At 33.7% G+C, this 14,394-nt stretch carries 16 protein-coding genes and 1 pseudogene; 5 read left to right on the plus strand and 12 right to left on the minus strand.

What is annotated here, in order from left to right:
- Positions 1-32: 32 nt before the first annotated feature.
- From A9D35_RS04085 to A9D35_RS04110, 6 genes are all read right to left on the minus strand, one after another.
- The gene (locus A9D35_RS04085; protein WP_066219399.1) at positions 33-653 is read right to left on the minus strand and encodes an FEKKY domain-containing protein; all 621 of its coding nucleotides are present in this window, start codon (positions 651-653) and stop codon (positions 33-35) included.
- A gap of 99 nt (positions 654-752) precedes the next feature.
- Positions 753-2,114: a metal-dependent hydrolase family protein gene (locus A9D35_RS04090; RefSeq protein WP_083191603.1), complete on the minus strand. Its 1,362-nt coding sequence runs from the start codon at positions 2,112-2,114 to the stop codon at positions 753-755.
- A gap of 334 nt (positions 2,115-2,448) precedes the next feature.
- Positions 2,449-3,339, minus strand: coding sequence for an arsenite methyltransferase (locus A9D35_RS04095; RefSeq protein WP_066219404.1), 891 nt, complete (start codon positions 3,337-3,339; stop codon positions 2,449-2,451).
- A gap of 41 nt (positions 3,340-3,380) precedes the next feature.
- Complete coding sequence (locus A9D35_RS04100) at positions 3,381-3,680, minus strand: ArsR/SmtB family transcription factor (protein WP_235817845.1); 300 nt, start codon at positions 3,678-3,680, stop codon at positions 3,381-3,383.
- A 71-nt stretch (positions 3,681-3,751) separates the two neighbouring features.
- Entirely contained in the window at positions 3,752-4,501 is a 750-nt protein-coding gene (locus tag A9D35_RS04105) for a Dph6-related ATP pyrophosphatase (protein ID WP_066219409.1), read from the minus strand.
- Between the two features lie 9 nt (positions 4,502-4,510).
- Positions 4,511-5,992, minus strand: coding sequence for a GFO_1087 family putative carboxy terminal peptidase (locus tag A9D35_RS04110; protein ID WP_066225745.1), 1,482 nt, complete (start codon positions 5,990-5,992; stop codon positions 4,511-4,513).
- A gap of 133 nt (positions 5,993-6,125) precedes the next feature.
- Here A9D35_RS04110 and A9D35_RS04115 point away from each other — a divergent pair, with 133 nt between their 5' ends.
- From A9D35_RS04115 to A9D35_RS04130, 4 genes are all read left to right on the plus strand, one after another.
- Positions 6,126-6,635, plus strand: coding sequence for a GFO_1088 family ECF-type sigma factor (locus A9D35_RS04115; protein WP_066219412.1), 510 nt, complete (start codon positions 6,126-6,128; stop codon positions 6,633-6,635).
- The gene (locus A9D35_RS04120; RefSeq protein WP_066219415.1) at positions 6,622-7,113 is read left to right on the plus strand and encodes a PG0215 family putative anti-sigma factor; all 492 of its coding nucleotides are present in this window, start codon (positions 6,622-6,624) and stop codon (positions 7,111-7,113) included. Before A9D35_RS04115 ends, A9D35_RS04120 begins: the two co-directional genes overlap by 14 nt.
- Before the next feature lie 39 nt (positions 7,114-7,152).
- Positions 7,153-7,713, plus strand: a complete 561-nt coding sequence (locus A9D35_RS04125) for a GFO_1090 family protein (protein ID WP_066219418.1) — start codon at positions 7,153-7,155, stop codon at positions 7,711-7,713.
- 174 nt (positions 7,714-7,887) lie between these two features.
- The gene (locus A9D35_RS04130) at positions 7,888-8,436 is read left to right on the plus strand and encodes a GFO_1091 family lipoprotein (RefSeq protein ID WP_066219421.1); all 549 of its coding nucleotides are present in this window, start codon (positions 7,888-7,890) and stop codon (positions 8,434-8,436) included.
- A 114-nt stretch (positions 8,437-8,550) separates the two neighbouring features.
- On the opposite strand, the gene A9D35_RS04135 is transcribed toward A9D35_RS04130, so the two are convergent.
- The 6 genes from A9D35_RS04135 to A9D35_RS04155 all read right to left on the minus strand — a co-directional run bounded on the left by A9D35_RS04135 (position 8,551) and on the right by A9D35_RS04155 (position 12,454).
- Positions 8,551-9,171 (minus strand): GIN domain-containing protein, encoded by a 621-nt coding sequence (locus A9D35_RS04135; protein WP_066219423.1) that lies wholly within the window; start codon positions 9,169-9,171, stop codon positions 8,551-8,553.
- Complete coding sequence (locus A9D35_RS18655) at positions 9,172-9,342, minus strand: hypothetical protein (RefSeq protein WP_159427037.1); 171 nt, start codon at positions 9,340-9,342, stop codon at positions 9,172-9,174. It abuts the gene before it with no gap.
- Positions 9,343-9,443: 101 nt separating this feature from the next.
- Positions 9,444-9,737 carry a preprotein translocase subunit YajC gene (gene yajC / locus A9D35_RS04140; protein WP_066219424.1) on the minus strand — a complete coding sequence of 98 codons (294 nt, stop codon included), beginning with the start codon at positions 9,735-9,737 and terminating at the stop codon, positions 9,444-9,446.
- A complete protein-coding gene (locus A9D35_RS04145) occupies positions 9,737-10,234 on the minus strand; it encodes a DUF1573 domain-containing protein (protein WP_066225747.1) in 498 nt (165 codons plus the stop codon). The genes yajC and A9D35_RS04145 overlap by 1 nt, the downstream gene beginning before the upstream one ends.
- 45 nt (positions 10,235-10,279) lie before the next feature.
- Entirely contained in the window at positions 10,280-11,224 is a 945-nt protein-coding gene (gene nusB / locus A9D35_RS04150; RefSeq protein WP_235817847.1) for a transcription antitermination factor NusB, read from the minus strand.
- A gap of 126 nt (positions 11,225-11,350) precedes the next feature.
- A complete protein-coding gene (locus tag A9D35_RS04155) occupies positions 11,351-12,454 on the minus strand; it encodes a Glu/Leu/Phe/Val family dehydrogenase (protein WP_066219427.1) in 1,104 nt (367 codons plus the stop codon).
- Positions 12,455-12,593: 139 nt separating this feature from the next.
- Here A9D35_RS04155 and A9D35_RS04160 point away from each other — a divergent pair.
- A pseudogene (locus A9D35_RS04160) lies at positions 12,594-14,353 on the plus strand (ABC transporter ATP-binding protein).
- Positions 14,354-14,394: the final 41 nt, after the last annotated feature.

Here is a 14,394-nt window from a genome sequence, read left to right on the forward strand (position 1 = left end):
TTACAGCAAAGACCATGTGATTTATACGTTTTTTATTTAATTCCGATGGGTTTTGATTTCAATGCTTTCTGCCATTCGGTTCCATATTTACTATTTAAATACTCAAAAATTAATTGATTATTTTTAGTGGCTTTTTTGAAAGCCAAAGGGTCTATAACACAATTTTCTATTATTAGGCCTATTCCATATTTATTTTTAAAACAGACATATTCTTCCGGTATTGAAGCATTAATTCCGTTCATTATAAAGTTTAAATTTTCAGCTACTATTCGTTTTTCAAATTGTTCATCGGTTAAATTAGTTTCCAAGTATATCGGGAAAGCATAAGTTTCACGATTTTTAAAATTAGGTTTTTCTGTTAATCGTATTGTAATTATGTTATTGCTTTTATTTATTCGTACTGGATAAAAAGTATATGCAATAAAGTCGACACTTGCGAAACTAAAATGGTATTTCCCCTTTTCTGGCAAAGTAATTTTGAAACTTTCATCCGATTTAATTTCAGTCTTTACATTTAAGTCGATGATTGTAAATTCACCTGAAATCATTTCCTTTTTTGTTAAGTTTTCAAAGACAACAGTCACTTCAATTTCAGTCGCAAAAGCTATAGCTGTATATAGTGCTAACGTCAATGTTAAAATTAATTTTATCATAAGTTGTATTTTTCAAAAGACGATATCCAATCTCTTATGTTGCAAAATTAGGTTCACATAATTCCATTCACAATAACATACTCTGTATTGAATACACTACTATTTCATTTTGTTTTTATAAATGACACCATCTTTCATAATGACCAAAAATTTATTATCTGTCTGTGCGAGTAAGTCAATATTAGTAAGCGGATTTCCATCTATTAATATCAAATCTGCTAAAGCACCTGCTTCTATCACCCCAAGTTTTCCTGCATACGGACTTCTTTTTCCTGAAAGCGCTAACAGCTGTGCATTATCATGAGTCACCATTTTAAGAATTTCAAAAGGCGTAAACCATGCTTTTAATTTAACTATATATTCATTTTGCGTATCATTAATTTCAGGTTCAAATAGAAAATCTGTTCCCCAAGCTAATTTAAGTTTCATTTTTTTCGCCAAGGGCCATAATTTTTCTTGCCCTTCTAAAATAGGTTTACGTTTTTCTCTCCTTAAAGGGTCCATGGCTTCTGTATCTGCCATTAAAATTTGAGTGCTTAACCATATATCTTTGTCCTTCATATATTGTAGCGTGGCCTCATCTAATAATTGACCATGTTCCACACATTTTACACCTGCATCTATAGCTCTTTTTATAGCACGTGGCGTATAAGCATGAACGGTAACATAAGTTCCCCAATCCTCTGCGGCTTCTACAGCGGCCTTCATTTCATCGAAAGTATATTGGGTTACATCTACAGGATCGTATGCCGAAGACGTCCCTCCGCCTGCCATTAGTTTAATTTGACTTGCTCCAAAACGTAAATTTTCCCTTGTGGCGGTTAGTACTTCATCCCTACCATCTGCTATAAAGGTTGCTCCAAAAGATTCGGCTTTAGAAGGTTTTCCAAAAAATCGTCTAGATTTTTCATCTGGAGTACGCATATCTCCATGTCCGGCAGTCTGACTTATAGTTGCGCCCGACGGCCAAATACGAGGCCCCTTAATTTGTCCTTTATCAATACCACTTTTTAATAAAAATGAAGGACCGCCAACATCCCGAACTGCTGTAAATCCGCGCATAAGCATTTTTTCTGCCTGTACCGAAGCGTTCTTCATAATTACGTCTTGACTAAGATCTGGAGATAATAAATCACTCATACTCATGGCTGTAAAAATCATGTGCACATGAACATCTATTAATCCTGGAATTAATGTTTTTCCTTTACCCTTAATTACAGTCATACCCGATGTTTTTGTAATGGGTGAAGAAGACATAGAAATAATTTTATTCCCTTCTATTAGTACATTTTGATTCTTAATAAGTTGCGCTGTCTTCCCATCAAAAACATTCACTTGCTCAAACACAATTTTAGTGTTTGTGATATTTTGGGCAACTAAATGATTTTCTACTAAAATAAACTGTAAAACGATTAAGCTGAAAGCACTTACTAATTTTACAATCTGAATGTTATTGAACATAATGTAATTCTTTAAAGGATACTAATAGACTAGTTTATAATGTGATTAAACTTTCGAGAATTAAATTTAACAAATTAAAATAGTAATTAAAATAAGAAGTTTTATGAATTTGAGTTACAAGGCAATACTTTCGAACAAGCCCATATATTCCGGTATTTACACTCTAATGTTTTTCTGTTTACATATAAAATTCACCATTTTACAGATACTATAGTTTATTTATAACACTCCTAAAACTTATCATTTCATTAGGTAAAAAGTTACCTTGCTATAAAAACAAACCCGCCAACTAATACGTTTAGTTGGCGGGTTTCTATAAAATTTCAATTAAAATTTAACAACATCCTGTGCTGGCATCGCAACTCCCTGCGGTGGCCTGAATATCACTAAGTTTTACTTTTGGCTTTTCTAATTTTGCACCACCTTTTTCTGCGTAAACTGTAATACTGAAAATTCCAGTGTTACCCGTTTTAAATTGAGTCAACTCTTCGGGATTAAGATATGTCTCTAAAATATCATCTGGAATGCTAATAGGTTTTTCCTTTTGAATTGTAACCGACTTAAATCCGCTATCATCTATAAATTGTAAATACTCTGATTTCTGAATCGCTCCAGCCACACAGCCGGCATACATTTCGGCATCGTTACGCAGACCTTCTGGAAGCTCTCCTACTAGTACGACATCGGAAATACTAAAATGTCCTCCTGGTTTTAATACTCTAAAAATTTCAGAAATAACTTTTTGTTTATTTGGTACTAAATTAAGTACACAATTGCTTACTACAACATCGGCTACATTATCATTTACAGGCATATCATCTATATCGCCTTCTCTAAATTCTACATTATTATACCCTAATTTCTCTGCATTAACTCGTGCTTTTTCAACCATAATAGGCGTGAAATCTATGCCTATTACTTTACCTTCGTGTCCTACTTCATGACGTGCAACAAAACAATCGTTTCCTGCTCCCGAACCTAAATCTATAACTGTATCTCCGTTTTGAATTTTAGCAAATTGTGTTGGCAAACCACAACCTAAACCTAAATCGGCATCTGGCATATACCCTTCTGTTTTAGAGTAGTCATCCATCATAATATTATACACTTTATTTGTTGGTGGCGTAGCTCCGCAACATGATGAGGCATTAACCACTTTATTTTGTTCTGCAATTTTGGTATAATTTGCTTTTACAATATCCTTTAATTCTTGTTCTTTTTTCATAATATATAAATTTATGATTTCACGTATATGATTAATTATCGCTATAAAGCGAAGAGTTTTTTAAAGAGTTGTTGGGCTTCTTTCCAGTTTTCGGGGTGAATGCAATACCTTACTTTAGGGGCTTCTATTTCACCTTGAATAAGCCCTGCTTTTTTTAATTCTTTTAAATGTTGCGACAAGGTAGATTTAGCAATTGGAAAAACATCACTTAAATCGCCACTGTAACAACAACTTTGTTTAGAAAGTAAGTCTAACACATGCATACGAATAGGATGTCCCATCGCTTTAGCATAGCGTGCCATTTGCTCCTGCTCTGTAGAAATAATGTCTTGAGTTTTCAATTGTTCGTAAATTTACGAACAAAGATACTGCAACATTAAAGGATACTCAAAATTTTCACAAAACTATAACGTTAGCTTCCAGAATTGATGTTAAAATTGCTTCTATCTAGACTGTGGTCACTTTTTTCCATAGGCATTAAATCACAGTACCAAAACCCGACTGGCTTGGAGCTTTCATTAGGAGCAGGATATTCTCGATACGTTTTCTCCCCTACCTCAAAAGGAATTGGAGCTTTAAATAAGGGACCATCGAAACAAAAGGTGTGGAATTCGCCATTTTCACCGCAAGGATCGACACCTTCTGGTAGATTTTCAATTACATCTAAACTAAGTACAGACCCAACAAAATCTTCATTAAAATATTTAGCATCGGCACATACCACGATGGCTTTAAATCCTAAATTAAGAAATTCCAAAATTAACTGTTTCGTATTCCGTTTCCATAGTGGAAATACAGCTTTTAGCCCCACTTCCATTAACTGAAACTCTCTGTAAAACTTTAAATCTTCTAAAAAAATATCGCCAAAAGCGGCATGCGTAAACCCTTCTGTTTTTAACTGAGTTGTAGCCAAAGTCATGATGCTATTATAGTCGTCCATGTTAGGCTGTTCTGGCAATTCGATATATTGAACTGGGAGTCCGATAGCTTCCGTTTGTGCTTTCAGTAATTCTACACGTAAGCCGTGCATAGACACACGATTATAATGTGAATTAACGGTGGTTACTAATTTCTTTATACTATAGGTTTTATCCTGCAACATCTCGTGTAAAGCCAAAGCAGAATCTTTCCCGGTACTCCAATTAAAATAGGTGATATTCATACGCAAACATTAATCTACATACATGGCATTAGGTAACGGTATATTAGATTTACTGTTACTTAATTCTTCTAATCCAAAAGTTTCCTTGGTATACACTTTTCTGCTAGTACCCCTAATATCTTGAAGAGCAGCCTCTAATAAAGGTTCTTTTACATCGCCTAAAACACCCAAGTTTCCATAATCTTCTTTTAAAGGAATATCTGGATCTAAACCTTCATAATAATCAGTTTTACCGGCAGCGTTTAACGATTTAAAAATTAAAGGTTGCATGGCGTACGTATGGGTAGGATTAACTTCGGATTTGCTATAGGTAGGAGAATCGTAAAGTGTTCTAGAAGCTTGATATTTACCCACGGTAACATCTCCTACTTGTACCACATCAATATAAGGCTCTAGTCCGTTTATAACAAGCTCGCTCGCAGAAGCTGTACTTTGCGTAGTAATAACGTACACTTTATTTAAATTTAAATGATTTAAGGTTTCGCTAAATACCACCGAATTTGAGGAATTTCGTTTTTCCATAACATCGGTAAACGGATTTTTTAAAGACTCCGGACTATTAGCTTCAAAATACGATTGCCAATCACTATTCCATTGTTCTTGTACAAATACTTCTCCCGTATACTGTCCCGTAATCATAGACGCTAACCACGTAGCCGTACTTACCGATCCTCCTGGGTTATAGCGTAAATCGAGTACCAAATCGGTTACTCCTCCAGATCTAAACGATCCGAAAGTAGCGTTTAATTGAGAATCGAAAGCATTTGTTCCTGTAAAACCATTGTACATTAAATACCCTACTTTTTTACCGTTAATGTCTAAAATTTTCTGATCGTGAATTGGGTTTTCTGTGTAGCTCGATTTTGTCAAGGCAATTTCATCTGCAATACTTTCAACGGTATCGTCGCTCTTATCTTCTGTACCTTGATTATTATAAGTTGCCAAACCTATAGTATAACTGCTACCTTGCATAAGATCTATATTGGAATCTAAAGGTGAGTTATAATACAAATTTTCTCCATTAACACGGTTAAAAAGATCCCCACGTTTTATCCCTTTACGTTCGGCATCGGTATTCGGCATAACGTAACGCACATAACCAAAAACAGCACTTCCAGACGATAATTTTACCAAACCATATTCCATACCGTGCGTTATATACTCACCACTAAACTGTTGCTCTAAAGCAATATAATCATCGGTTATCCAACTAAAGCGATCTTCAAGTTGTCTGTTATATAATAGGTTGTAAAATAAATCTTCTGGATTAGAAAAAGAGTTTAAATAACTCTGATATTCTGAATTAGAATTAAATCGAGTATCGGCCAAGTCTGGTACGTCGTCTTTGTATAAGTAAAACACGTTCATTCCTTTCCAAACAAAATCGTTAATTTCAGAATTGGTAACTGGAAAATCGTCTTGGTCTTTAGAGCAGTTAGTAAGGCAGCACATTAGCACACCTAAATACAGAAATGGTTTAAAGTATTGCATAGTAATTTGGGTATATTGGCTAAATTTACTTGAAATAATTTCAGCTTTAAAATTTTTTTGTAACAAATTATACGATGTATCGTCGTAATATCAAATAACCACTAGTAGAAAAACCAGAAGCGACCAATACACCATGACGCAGTCAGAATTTTTAAATATTGTAATGCCTTTTAAAGATAAGGTTTACCGTTTGGCCAAACGTCTGCTGGTATCTAATGAAGAGGCCGAAGATGCAACGCAGGAAGTGCTGTTAAAATTATGGTCTAATAAAAAGCAAATGGAAGCCTATAAAAACGTAGAAGCGTTTTCTATGACCATGACAAAGAATTTATGTTACGATAAATTAAAATCGAAACAAGCACAAAATTTAAAAATTGTACATAGTAATTACGAAGACCACAAAACAAGTCTTCAAAAACAAATTGAAACTGAAGATAGCCTAGATTGGGTTGGAAAAATTATAGAAACCTTGCCAGAACAACAACGTATGGTTATACAGTTACGAGATATTGAACAATACGATTTAGAAGAAATTGCAGAGATGCTAAATATGAAAAACACAGCGGTTAGAGTCGCTCTATCTAGAGCACGAAAAGCCATACGAGAACAATTAACTAATACACATAACTATGGTATTAAATAATATAGAACAGTTACTTGAAAAGTACGAAAACGGAGAAACTACGCTTCAAGAAGAACATCAATTAAGAGCTTATTTTTCGCAAGACCATATAGCTCCGCATTTAGAGGTTTACAAACCTTTATTTGCCTATTTTAATGCGAGTAAAAAAGAAACCTTTACAAAGGATATTCCTTTAAAGACTAAAAAATCTATACCATATTCATGGTTAGCTGTTGCCGCCGTAATAGCATTAATGCTTGGGTTTTACTTGAATTCGAACAAAAATATAACAACTACAGAAAATGATTTAGGCACTATTCAAGATCCGCAATTGGCTTACGAGGAAGTGGTACGGTCTTTAGAGCTTATATCGAAATCGTTTAACAAAGGAGCTTCAACAGTAGGCTATTTAAAATCGTATAATAAAGGTGTAGCCACAGTAGGTTATATCGATCAACTAGAACAATCCTCAAATATAATATTCAATAATACTAAATAAAAAACTATGAAAACGATACACAATTATAACTCCAAAACAATGACTAAACATGTAATGCTCTTCGCTATTGTGATGCTTTTACTTCCTGCAAGTATGATGGCCCAAACTATTTTTGATAAGTATAGCGAAAACCCAAATGTAACTTATGTAAACATTAAACCTAGAATGTTTCAAATGTTGGCGAAATTAGATATTAGTACCAACGATCCCGAGTCTCAAGCCTATTTAAATATGGTAAATAGCATTACCAGTTTTAAAACTATTATTACCGACGACAAAGCTATTGCTGAAGATATTTCGGCTTGGATGAAATCTAAAAAAGGAGGCTTAGACGAACTTATGGAAGTAAAAGATGATGGAAAAGAAATGAAATTTTACGTAAAAGAAGGTCGTGATGCCGACCACGTAAAAGAACTTCTAATCTTTGTTAACGGTATTGGCGACTTAACCAAAGAAGCTAATATTGAATTGAATGGCAAACCTCGTGAAATTGAAACTGTAGTAGCCCTTTTAACTGGAGATATTAATTTAAACGAAATCTCTAAACTAACCAGTAAAATGAATATCCCTGGAGGAGAACATTTAAAGAATAAAAAATAAAGTAAAAGTGTAGTTACGTAAAATAAAGTTGAAAAGAATCGTCATCCAGAACTCGTTTCAGAATCATACATGACTGTAAATCAGTGGTACACAGTGAATTCCTAAAATTAAAAAGATGACGATATCGACTCTAACAATCACATTCTCGAAAATTCAAATAAAATAAAATTAACCATGAAATCTTTTAAATACATCCTTACCATAACGGTTTGTTTCGGCTTATTACTTACCAGTTGTAAATCTGAACCAACGCTGCAAACCTATATTGTAGACCATCAAGAAACTCCAAATTTTACAACTGTAGATTTACCTCTCTCGGTTTTAAATTTAGATGAATCGAAACTAAACGAAGACCAAAAAGAGGCGTATAAATCTATAAAACGATTAAATTTTTTAGGATACAAAAAAGAGGCGAATCAGTTGGAAGCCTATCAAGCCGAAAAATCTAAAGTAGAACAAATTTTAAACGACAACATTTACAAGGAGCTTATGGTAATTAATAACCACGGCGGAAAATTCACTTTAAAATATATAGGCGATGACGATGATTCTATAGACGAACTTATTGTTTATGGAAACTCTAATGATGCAGGTTTTGGTATTTTAAGAGTCCTTGGAAAAAACATGAAACCAGAGCAAATTGTTGCCTTGGCTAAGACAATAGAAGAAGGCGATATAGACACCTCTAAACTAAAAGATGCTTTAAATTTCTTAGAAAACTAAAACGCTACTATATTCTGAAAAAAATAGCCCTGTTCGGTTTTTAAAACCAACAGGGCTGTTTTTTTTGTTATATTCAAACAACATGTAACTTGTTATTCCTATAATAAATAAAGCTTAAAAATCTTTTCTAGACACGGTACCACCATTAATCTCTGTAATATTTAACACCTTAGGTTCGCCTTGATAAAAAATTGAACTTCCGTTATTAGCTGTTGCTGTTAATGTATTTACTGCTTGTACCCAACCATTACCGCCGTTGTCGGTCGTGATATTACAAGTTACCCCGCGAATGGGCGCAATAACCTCCCAACCCGCGTATGGAAAATCTAAATTAAAACGACACCCGTTATTTAAATTGATGTATTGTTCGGTTGCAAAGCCTTCCATATTACATCGGCTTCCATCAGATAATTGCACGTAAAGTTCATTGGCTTCCACATCTACCAAGGCCATTTTAGCGGCATTTTCTAAAGCGACATCTAACACAGCAACATCTAAAGAAAAGGCATTATAAATTTCGGCAGCATCATAACCACGAATGATTAAATCTGACGAAGAGGTTACAAAATTATTATCAAATTCTAAGGTTCCGTTGTTTTGCACAACTATAGAACTTATATCGGGATGTTGAACAAAAACGACCACCTGGCTAGCACTAGCACTAACATCAGACATATTTAATTGTCCGTTTTCTACATATAAATCTACTGTTTTTAAATTGCCATCGCCATACAATTATACAATTTGGTTGGGTCCAGACTGCAACACCAAAGTCACATTCCCTTGTACATTTAAACTATCGAAATAAGGAAAATCTATATTATAACCATCATCGGTTGAAGAGTCGCAAGACACTATTAAGAAAAATAAAACTAGACCTAAAGTCGACACTAATTTTTTCAACATAATACCTGTTTTTGTTTAGATAAATATATTACAAAAATATACCCCAACAAAAAAAGCTACCCAAATTGGATAGCTTTTCATATTGTATTTTAACCTCTGGGTTATTTTACCGTTTCTGGCTTATTTAAAGCTGAACTCATTTCCATAGAAATAGAAGAACGTTCAAATTTAATTTTACCTGCAAGTGTTTCAATAACACAAGTATTGTCTTTATCGAATAAATCGACAATCTTTCCGTGCATACCACTTTTAGTTATAACACGATCGCCACGTTTTAACTCGCTAGCGAATTTTTTTTCTTTTTTCTGACGTTTCATTTGTGGTGCAATCATAAAGAAATACACAACCACAAACATTAATACAAACGGCAATAATGAACCAATACCTTCTGTCATTATGATTGAATTTGAGGAGTTGCTAATTGATTTGTTGCACCTGCAGCATTAGGATCTGGCTTAACAAAAGCTTTAATCTTAACTAAATCTTTACCTGCTTCGGTATTAGATGTTACGGTAATTGTTTTTGTAACACTATTTGCACCAGAACCATTAAATTTAACTGTAAATTTCCCTGTCTCTCCTGGAGCTAAAGGTGCTTTACTCCAATCTTGAGGTACTGTACAACCACAAGAACTCGTAATACTTGAAATTACTAATGGAGCGTCTCCTGTATTTTTATATTCGAAAACCGTTTCTACTTCTGTTTTAGATTCTATAGTCCCGAAATCATGTTCTGTTTCTGTAAACTCTATTTTAGGGAATTTAGATGAATTTGCATCACGTTCTGCAGCAACTGCTACATTTTCTTCATTTACTTTTTTAGAAGCGTCTTCCTTACAAGATGTAAAAGCGATTAAGCAAACTGCGCTTAATCCTAGCATTATTTTTTTCATAATAAATATATTTTTTAAAGGGATAAATGTACTAATAATTTCCAACTACATCAACCCTCTCCCGACTTTATTTAAAGTTCCTTTTTCTTGATATTCCTTAACTAGCTTATCTAAAATACCATTTATAAAAATACTACTTTTTGGAGTCGAATATTCTTTGGCAATTTCTAAATATTCGTTAATAGTAACCTTTACCGGAATAGATGGAAAATATTGAAGTTCGCAAACCGCCATTTGCATTAATATATAATCGATTTGTGCAATACGTTCGGCTTCCCAGTTTTTTGCTTTTTTATCAATTTCTGCATTTAATTTTGACTGATTTAAAATGGTCTTTTTAAACAGATTAATTGCAAACTCTTTATCGTCTAAATCCTTATATAATTTAGGCACAAAATACGAATCGGCTACGCTAGGTTTAGATTTGCGTAATAATTTTAAAATGGTTGTATTTACCGTAGGTAAATCGTCTAACCAAGTTAAGTTTTTGTCTTCTAAATAATCGTAAAGTTTTTCGTTTGGCGCAATAATTTCTTTGTACACATCTACTATAAAGTGCTTATCGGATTTAAAGTCTGATGTTCGCGTTTTCATATAATCGGCATAGATTTCGCTAGATAAAATCTCTTTATATATAACGTCTACATATTCGTTATCTAATTCCCAATTATCTACACCATAATTTCTAATGGTATCTTCTAACAAACTGTTTTGTCTTAATAACTGAAGGACTTCGTTATTAACTAATTTTTTGTTTGGATTTTTATCTTCGGAAGTAGCAAGATGCTTTAATTGCGATTTATCAAGATGATTTTCTACGCGTTTTTGAACCTCAATAAGTAACGATAATTGTAACAAGTATAAATGATACATATCGTCTAAACTATGAACTAAAAACTTTTGATCTGTTCTAAAATCATCACTTTCTCCACCTTTAAAAGCATAGATGGTTTGCATTACTTTTACGCGAATATGTCTTCTATTAAGCATAGTTACAAAGAACTTTTAACCTCCTTTAAAGGAGCATGAATGATAGCCTTAATGGCATTAAAATAAAAAAGCCGAAAGTTTTAAATAACTTTCGGCTGCAAAAATACGCTTTTTGGGCAAATAATATTATTTATTCCCTTCTTTTTTTCGTGTTTCAATTCTGGATTTTGCTACTTCTAGTGCTGCCTGATTTGGTGTTATATGGTGTATATCTGCATTGTTTAAAATTTCTAAAGTTGTATTGTAGATGTTTTGAGTTTTACTCATAATTTCATCTTTACCATAACCTGCAATTTCTGCATATACATTGATAATACCTCCTGCATTAATTAAAAAATCTGGTGCATAAACAATACCGCGATCTTGTAAAATAGGGCCATGAACCAATTCGTTTGCCAATTGGTTATTTGCCGCACCGGCGATAACTTTAGCTTGAATTTGATGAATGGTGTCGTCGTTTATTGTAGCTCCTAATGCACAAGGCGCATAAATATCTACAGCCTCGCTATATAAATTAGAACCTCTGTAAATTGTAGCACCGTAAGTTTTACTAACTGCTTCTAAGCGCGATTCGCTAATATCACTAATAATAACCTGTGCTCCTTCTTTAGTTAAATAATCTACTAAAGTTTCACCTACATGGCCAATGCCTTGAACTAGGATCGATTTACCTTCTAATTGATCTGAACCGAATTTAAATTTTGCGGCAGCTTTCATTCCCATATACACCCCATAAGCTGTAATTGGCGATGGGTTTCCTGCTCCCCCTTTAGATTCTGAAATTCCGGTTACATAAGGGGTTACTTCACGTACTAAATCCATGTCTGATGTTTCCATTCCTACATCTTCCGCAGTGATATATTTCCCGCTTAACGAATGTACAAACTCCCCAAAACGTTTCATTAATTCTGGTGTTTTTTGGGTTTTAGCATCACCTATAATCACCGCTTTACCACCACCAAGATTTAACCCGGTTACAGCCGCTTTATATGTCATTCCTCGCGACAAACGTAAAACATCATTTAGGGCTTCCCATTCGTTATTATAGTTCCACATTCTAGTTCCTCCTAAAGCAGGTCCTAATACCGTGTTATGAATACCAATAATTGCTTTTAAACCTGTATCTTTGTCATTGCAAAACACAATTTGCTCATGATTATTAAATGAGTGTTGACCAAAAACAGGGTCAACTTTATACAGTTCATTTGCTTTTAAAACTTCTGAAACCATTTTTAATTATGTATTAAGTATTATTGATTGTTTTGAAATATTAATAAAAACTAGTCGCAAATCTAAGTCAATATTATCATATCTTCAAATTAATCATTGTTAAATAACGAATAACTTAAAGTTAAAATTATATCGGTTAATGAAAGCCCTTAAACATCTCAATAAATACTTCTTAAAATATAAATACCAATTACTTGTAGGAATAGCCATTACAATTATTGCTCGAATCTTTTTATTATTCACACCCCGTTTTGTTCGTGAAATTTTTAAAGTTGTAGAAGATTACAATCAAGGTATTATCACCGAAGTTTCTGTCGTACGATCAGAGCTTTTAGAAGATATTTTATACATTATTGGTGCTGCAATTATTGCGGGGATATTCACCTTTTTAATGCGACAAACCATTATAAATATGTCGCGCCATATAGAATACGATTTAAAAACGAAATCTATCAGCAATACCAACGTTTGTCTTTAAATTTCTATAAAAAGAATCGCACAGGCGATTTAATGAATCGCATAAGCGAGGACGTTAGTCGTGTTCGTATGTATGCTGGGCCAGCAATTATGTACACCATAAATACCATAACCCTATTTATAATCGCCCTTATTTATATGTATAGTGAGGCGCCATCACTAACGCTATATACGGTATTACCACTTCCTATATTATCTGTTGCCATTTATAAATTAAGTAAAGAAATACACAAACGCAGTACCATTGTACAGGTGTATTTATCTAAACTTTCTACGTTTACACAAGAGAGTTTTAGCGGAATATCTGTTATAAAGGCTAACGGAATAGAACCGCAAACTTCCGAGAATTTTGAAATCCTTTCACAGGGAAGTAAAGAAAAGCAACTCGCCTTAGTACGCATTCAAGCTTTATTTTTCCCGATGATGATTTTACTAATAGGGGTGAGTAATTTAATAGTGATTTACATTGGAGGTAAACAATATATTAATGGCGAGATTGAAAGTTTAGGAACTATAGCAGAGTTTATAATTTATGTAAACATGCTAACCTGGCCTGTAGCTACCGTAGGTTGGGTAACCTCTATTATTCAGCAAGCCGAAGCTTCTCAAAAACGTATTAATGAATTTTTAGATATTGAACCAGAAATTAAAAATACGATTGAGGCACCGTCTCATATTTCCGGAAATATTGCTTTTAAAAACGTGTCGTTTACCTACGACGACACCAATATCCAGGCCTTAAAAGATGTTAGTTTTACAGTAAATCATGGAGAAACTCTAGCCATTATTGGAAAAACAGGATCTGGAAAATCGACCATCTTAGATTTAATAGGTCGGCTTTACGACTGCGATAAAGGAACTATTTATATTGACAACATTGCTATTAATCAACTCAATTTATACAGTTTAAGAGATAGTATTGGCTATGTGCCACAGGACGCCTTTTTATTTTCCGACACTATAAAAAACAACATCAAATTTGGGAAAGAAGATGCCACAGATCAAGATGTCATTCAAGCCGCAAAATTAGCACAGGTACATGGCAATATTTCAAAATTCGCTAAAGGCTACGATACCATTTTAGGTGAGCGTGGTATTACCTTGTCGGGCGGACAAAAGCAACGTGTTTCTATAGCCAGAGCCATAATTAAAGACCCTAAAATATTGTTATTCGATGATTGCCTTTCGGCGGTAGATACAGAAACCGAAGAAAAAATTCTAAAAAACTTATACCAAGTGGCATCTGGTAAAACAACTATAATTGTGAGTCACCGAGTGTCTTCTGCAAAAAATGCAGACAAGATTATTGTGTTAGACGAAGGCCGAATCATTCAAGAAGGATCGCATCAAGACTTAATAAATACAGATGGGTACTACAAAACCTTATATTTAAAGCAACTTAGTGAAAAAGAAATAACATAATTTGTTGGTTAGTATTTCTTTTTTTAGATTTTTGAAAGGAA

This window comes from Formosa haliotis (assembly GCF_001685485.1).
Classification (GTDB): domain Bacteria; phylum Bacteroidota; class Bacteroidia; order Flavobacteriales; family Flavobacteriaceae; genus Formosa; species Formosa haliotis.

Excerpts from the sequence above, each read along its gene's own strand:
- A9D35_RS04085 (WP_066219399.1), bottom strand. The coding sequence starts at position 653 with ATGATAAAATTAATTTTAACATTGACGTTAGCACTATATACAGCTATA.
- A9D35_RS04090 (WP_083191603.1), bottom strand. The coding sequence starts at position 2,114 with ATGTTCAATAACATTCAGATTGTAAAATTAGTAAGTGCTTTCAGCTTA.
- A9D35_RS04095 (WP_066219404.1), bottom strand. The coding sequence starts at position 3,339 with ATGAAAAAAGAACAAGAATTAAAGGATATTGTAAAAGCAAATTATACC.
- A9D35_RS04105 (WP_066219409.1), bottom strand. The coding sequence starts at position 4,501 with ATGAATATCACCTATTTTAATTGGAGTACCGGGAAAGATTCTGCTTTG.
- A9D35_RS04110 (WP_066225745.1), bottom strand. The coding sequence starts at position 5,992 with ATGCAATACTTTAAACCATTTCTGTATTTAGGTGTGCTAATGTGCTGC.
- A9D35_RS04115 (WP_066219412.1), top strand. The coding sequence starts at position 6,126 with ATGACGCAGTCAGAATTTTTAAATATTGTAATGCCTTTTAAAGATAAG.
- A9D35_RS04120 (WP_066219415.1), top strand. The coding sequence starts at position 6,622 with ATGGTATTAAATAATATAGAACAGTTACTTGAAAAGTACGAAAACGGA.
- A9D35_RS04125 (WP_066219418.1), top strand. The coding sequence starts at position 7,153 with ATGACTAAACATGTAATGCTCTTCGCTATTGTGATGCTTTTACTTCCT.
- A9D35_RS04130 (WP_066219421.1), top strand. The coding sequence starts at position 7,888 with ATGAAATCTTTTAAATACATCCTTACCATAACGGTTTGTTTCGGCTTA.
- A9D35_RS18655 (WP_159427037.1), bottom strand. The coding sequence starts at position 9,342 with ATGTTGAAAAAATTAGTGTCGACTTTAGGTCTAGTTTTATTTTTCTTA.
- yajC (WP_066219424.1), bottom strand. The coding sequence starts at position 9,737 with ATGACAGAAGGTATTGGTTCATTATTGCCGTTTGTATTAATGTTTGTG.
- A9D35_RS04145 (WP_066225747.1), bottom strand. The coding sequence starts at position 10,234 with ATGAAAAAAATAATGCTAGGATTAAGCGCAGTTTGCTTAATCGCTTTT.
- nusB (WP_235817847.1), bottom strand. The coding sequence starts at position 11,224 with ATGCTTAATAGAAGACATATTCGCGTAAAAGTAATGCAAACCATCTAT.
- A9D35_RS04155 (WP_066219427.1), bottom strand. The coding sequence starts at position 12,454 with ATGGTTTCAGAAGTTTTAAAAGCAAATGAACTGTATAAAGTTGACCCT.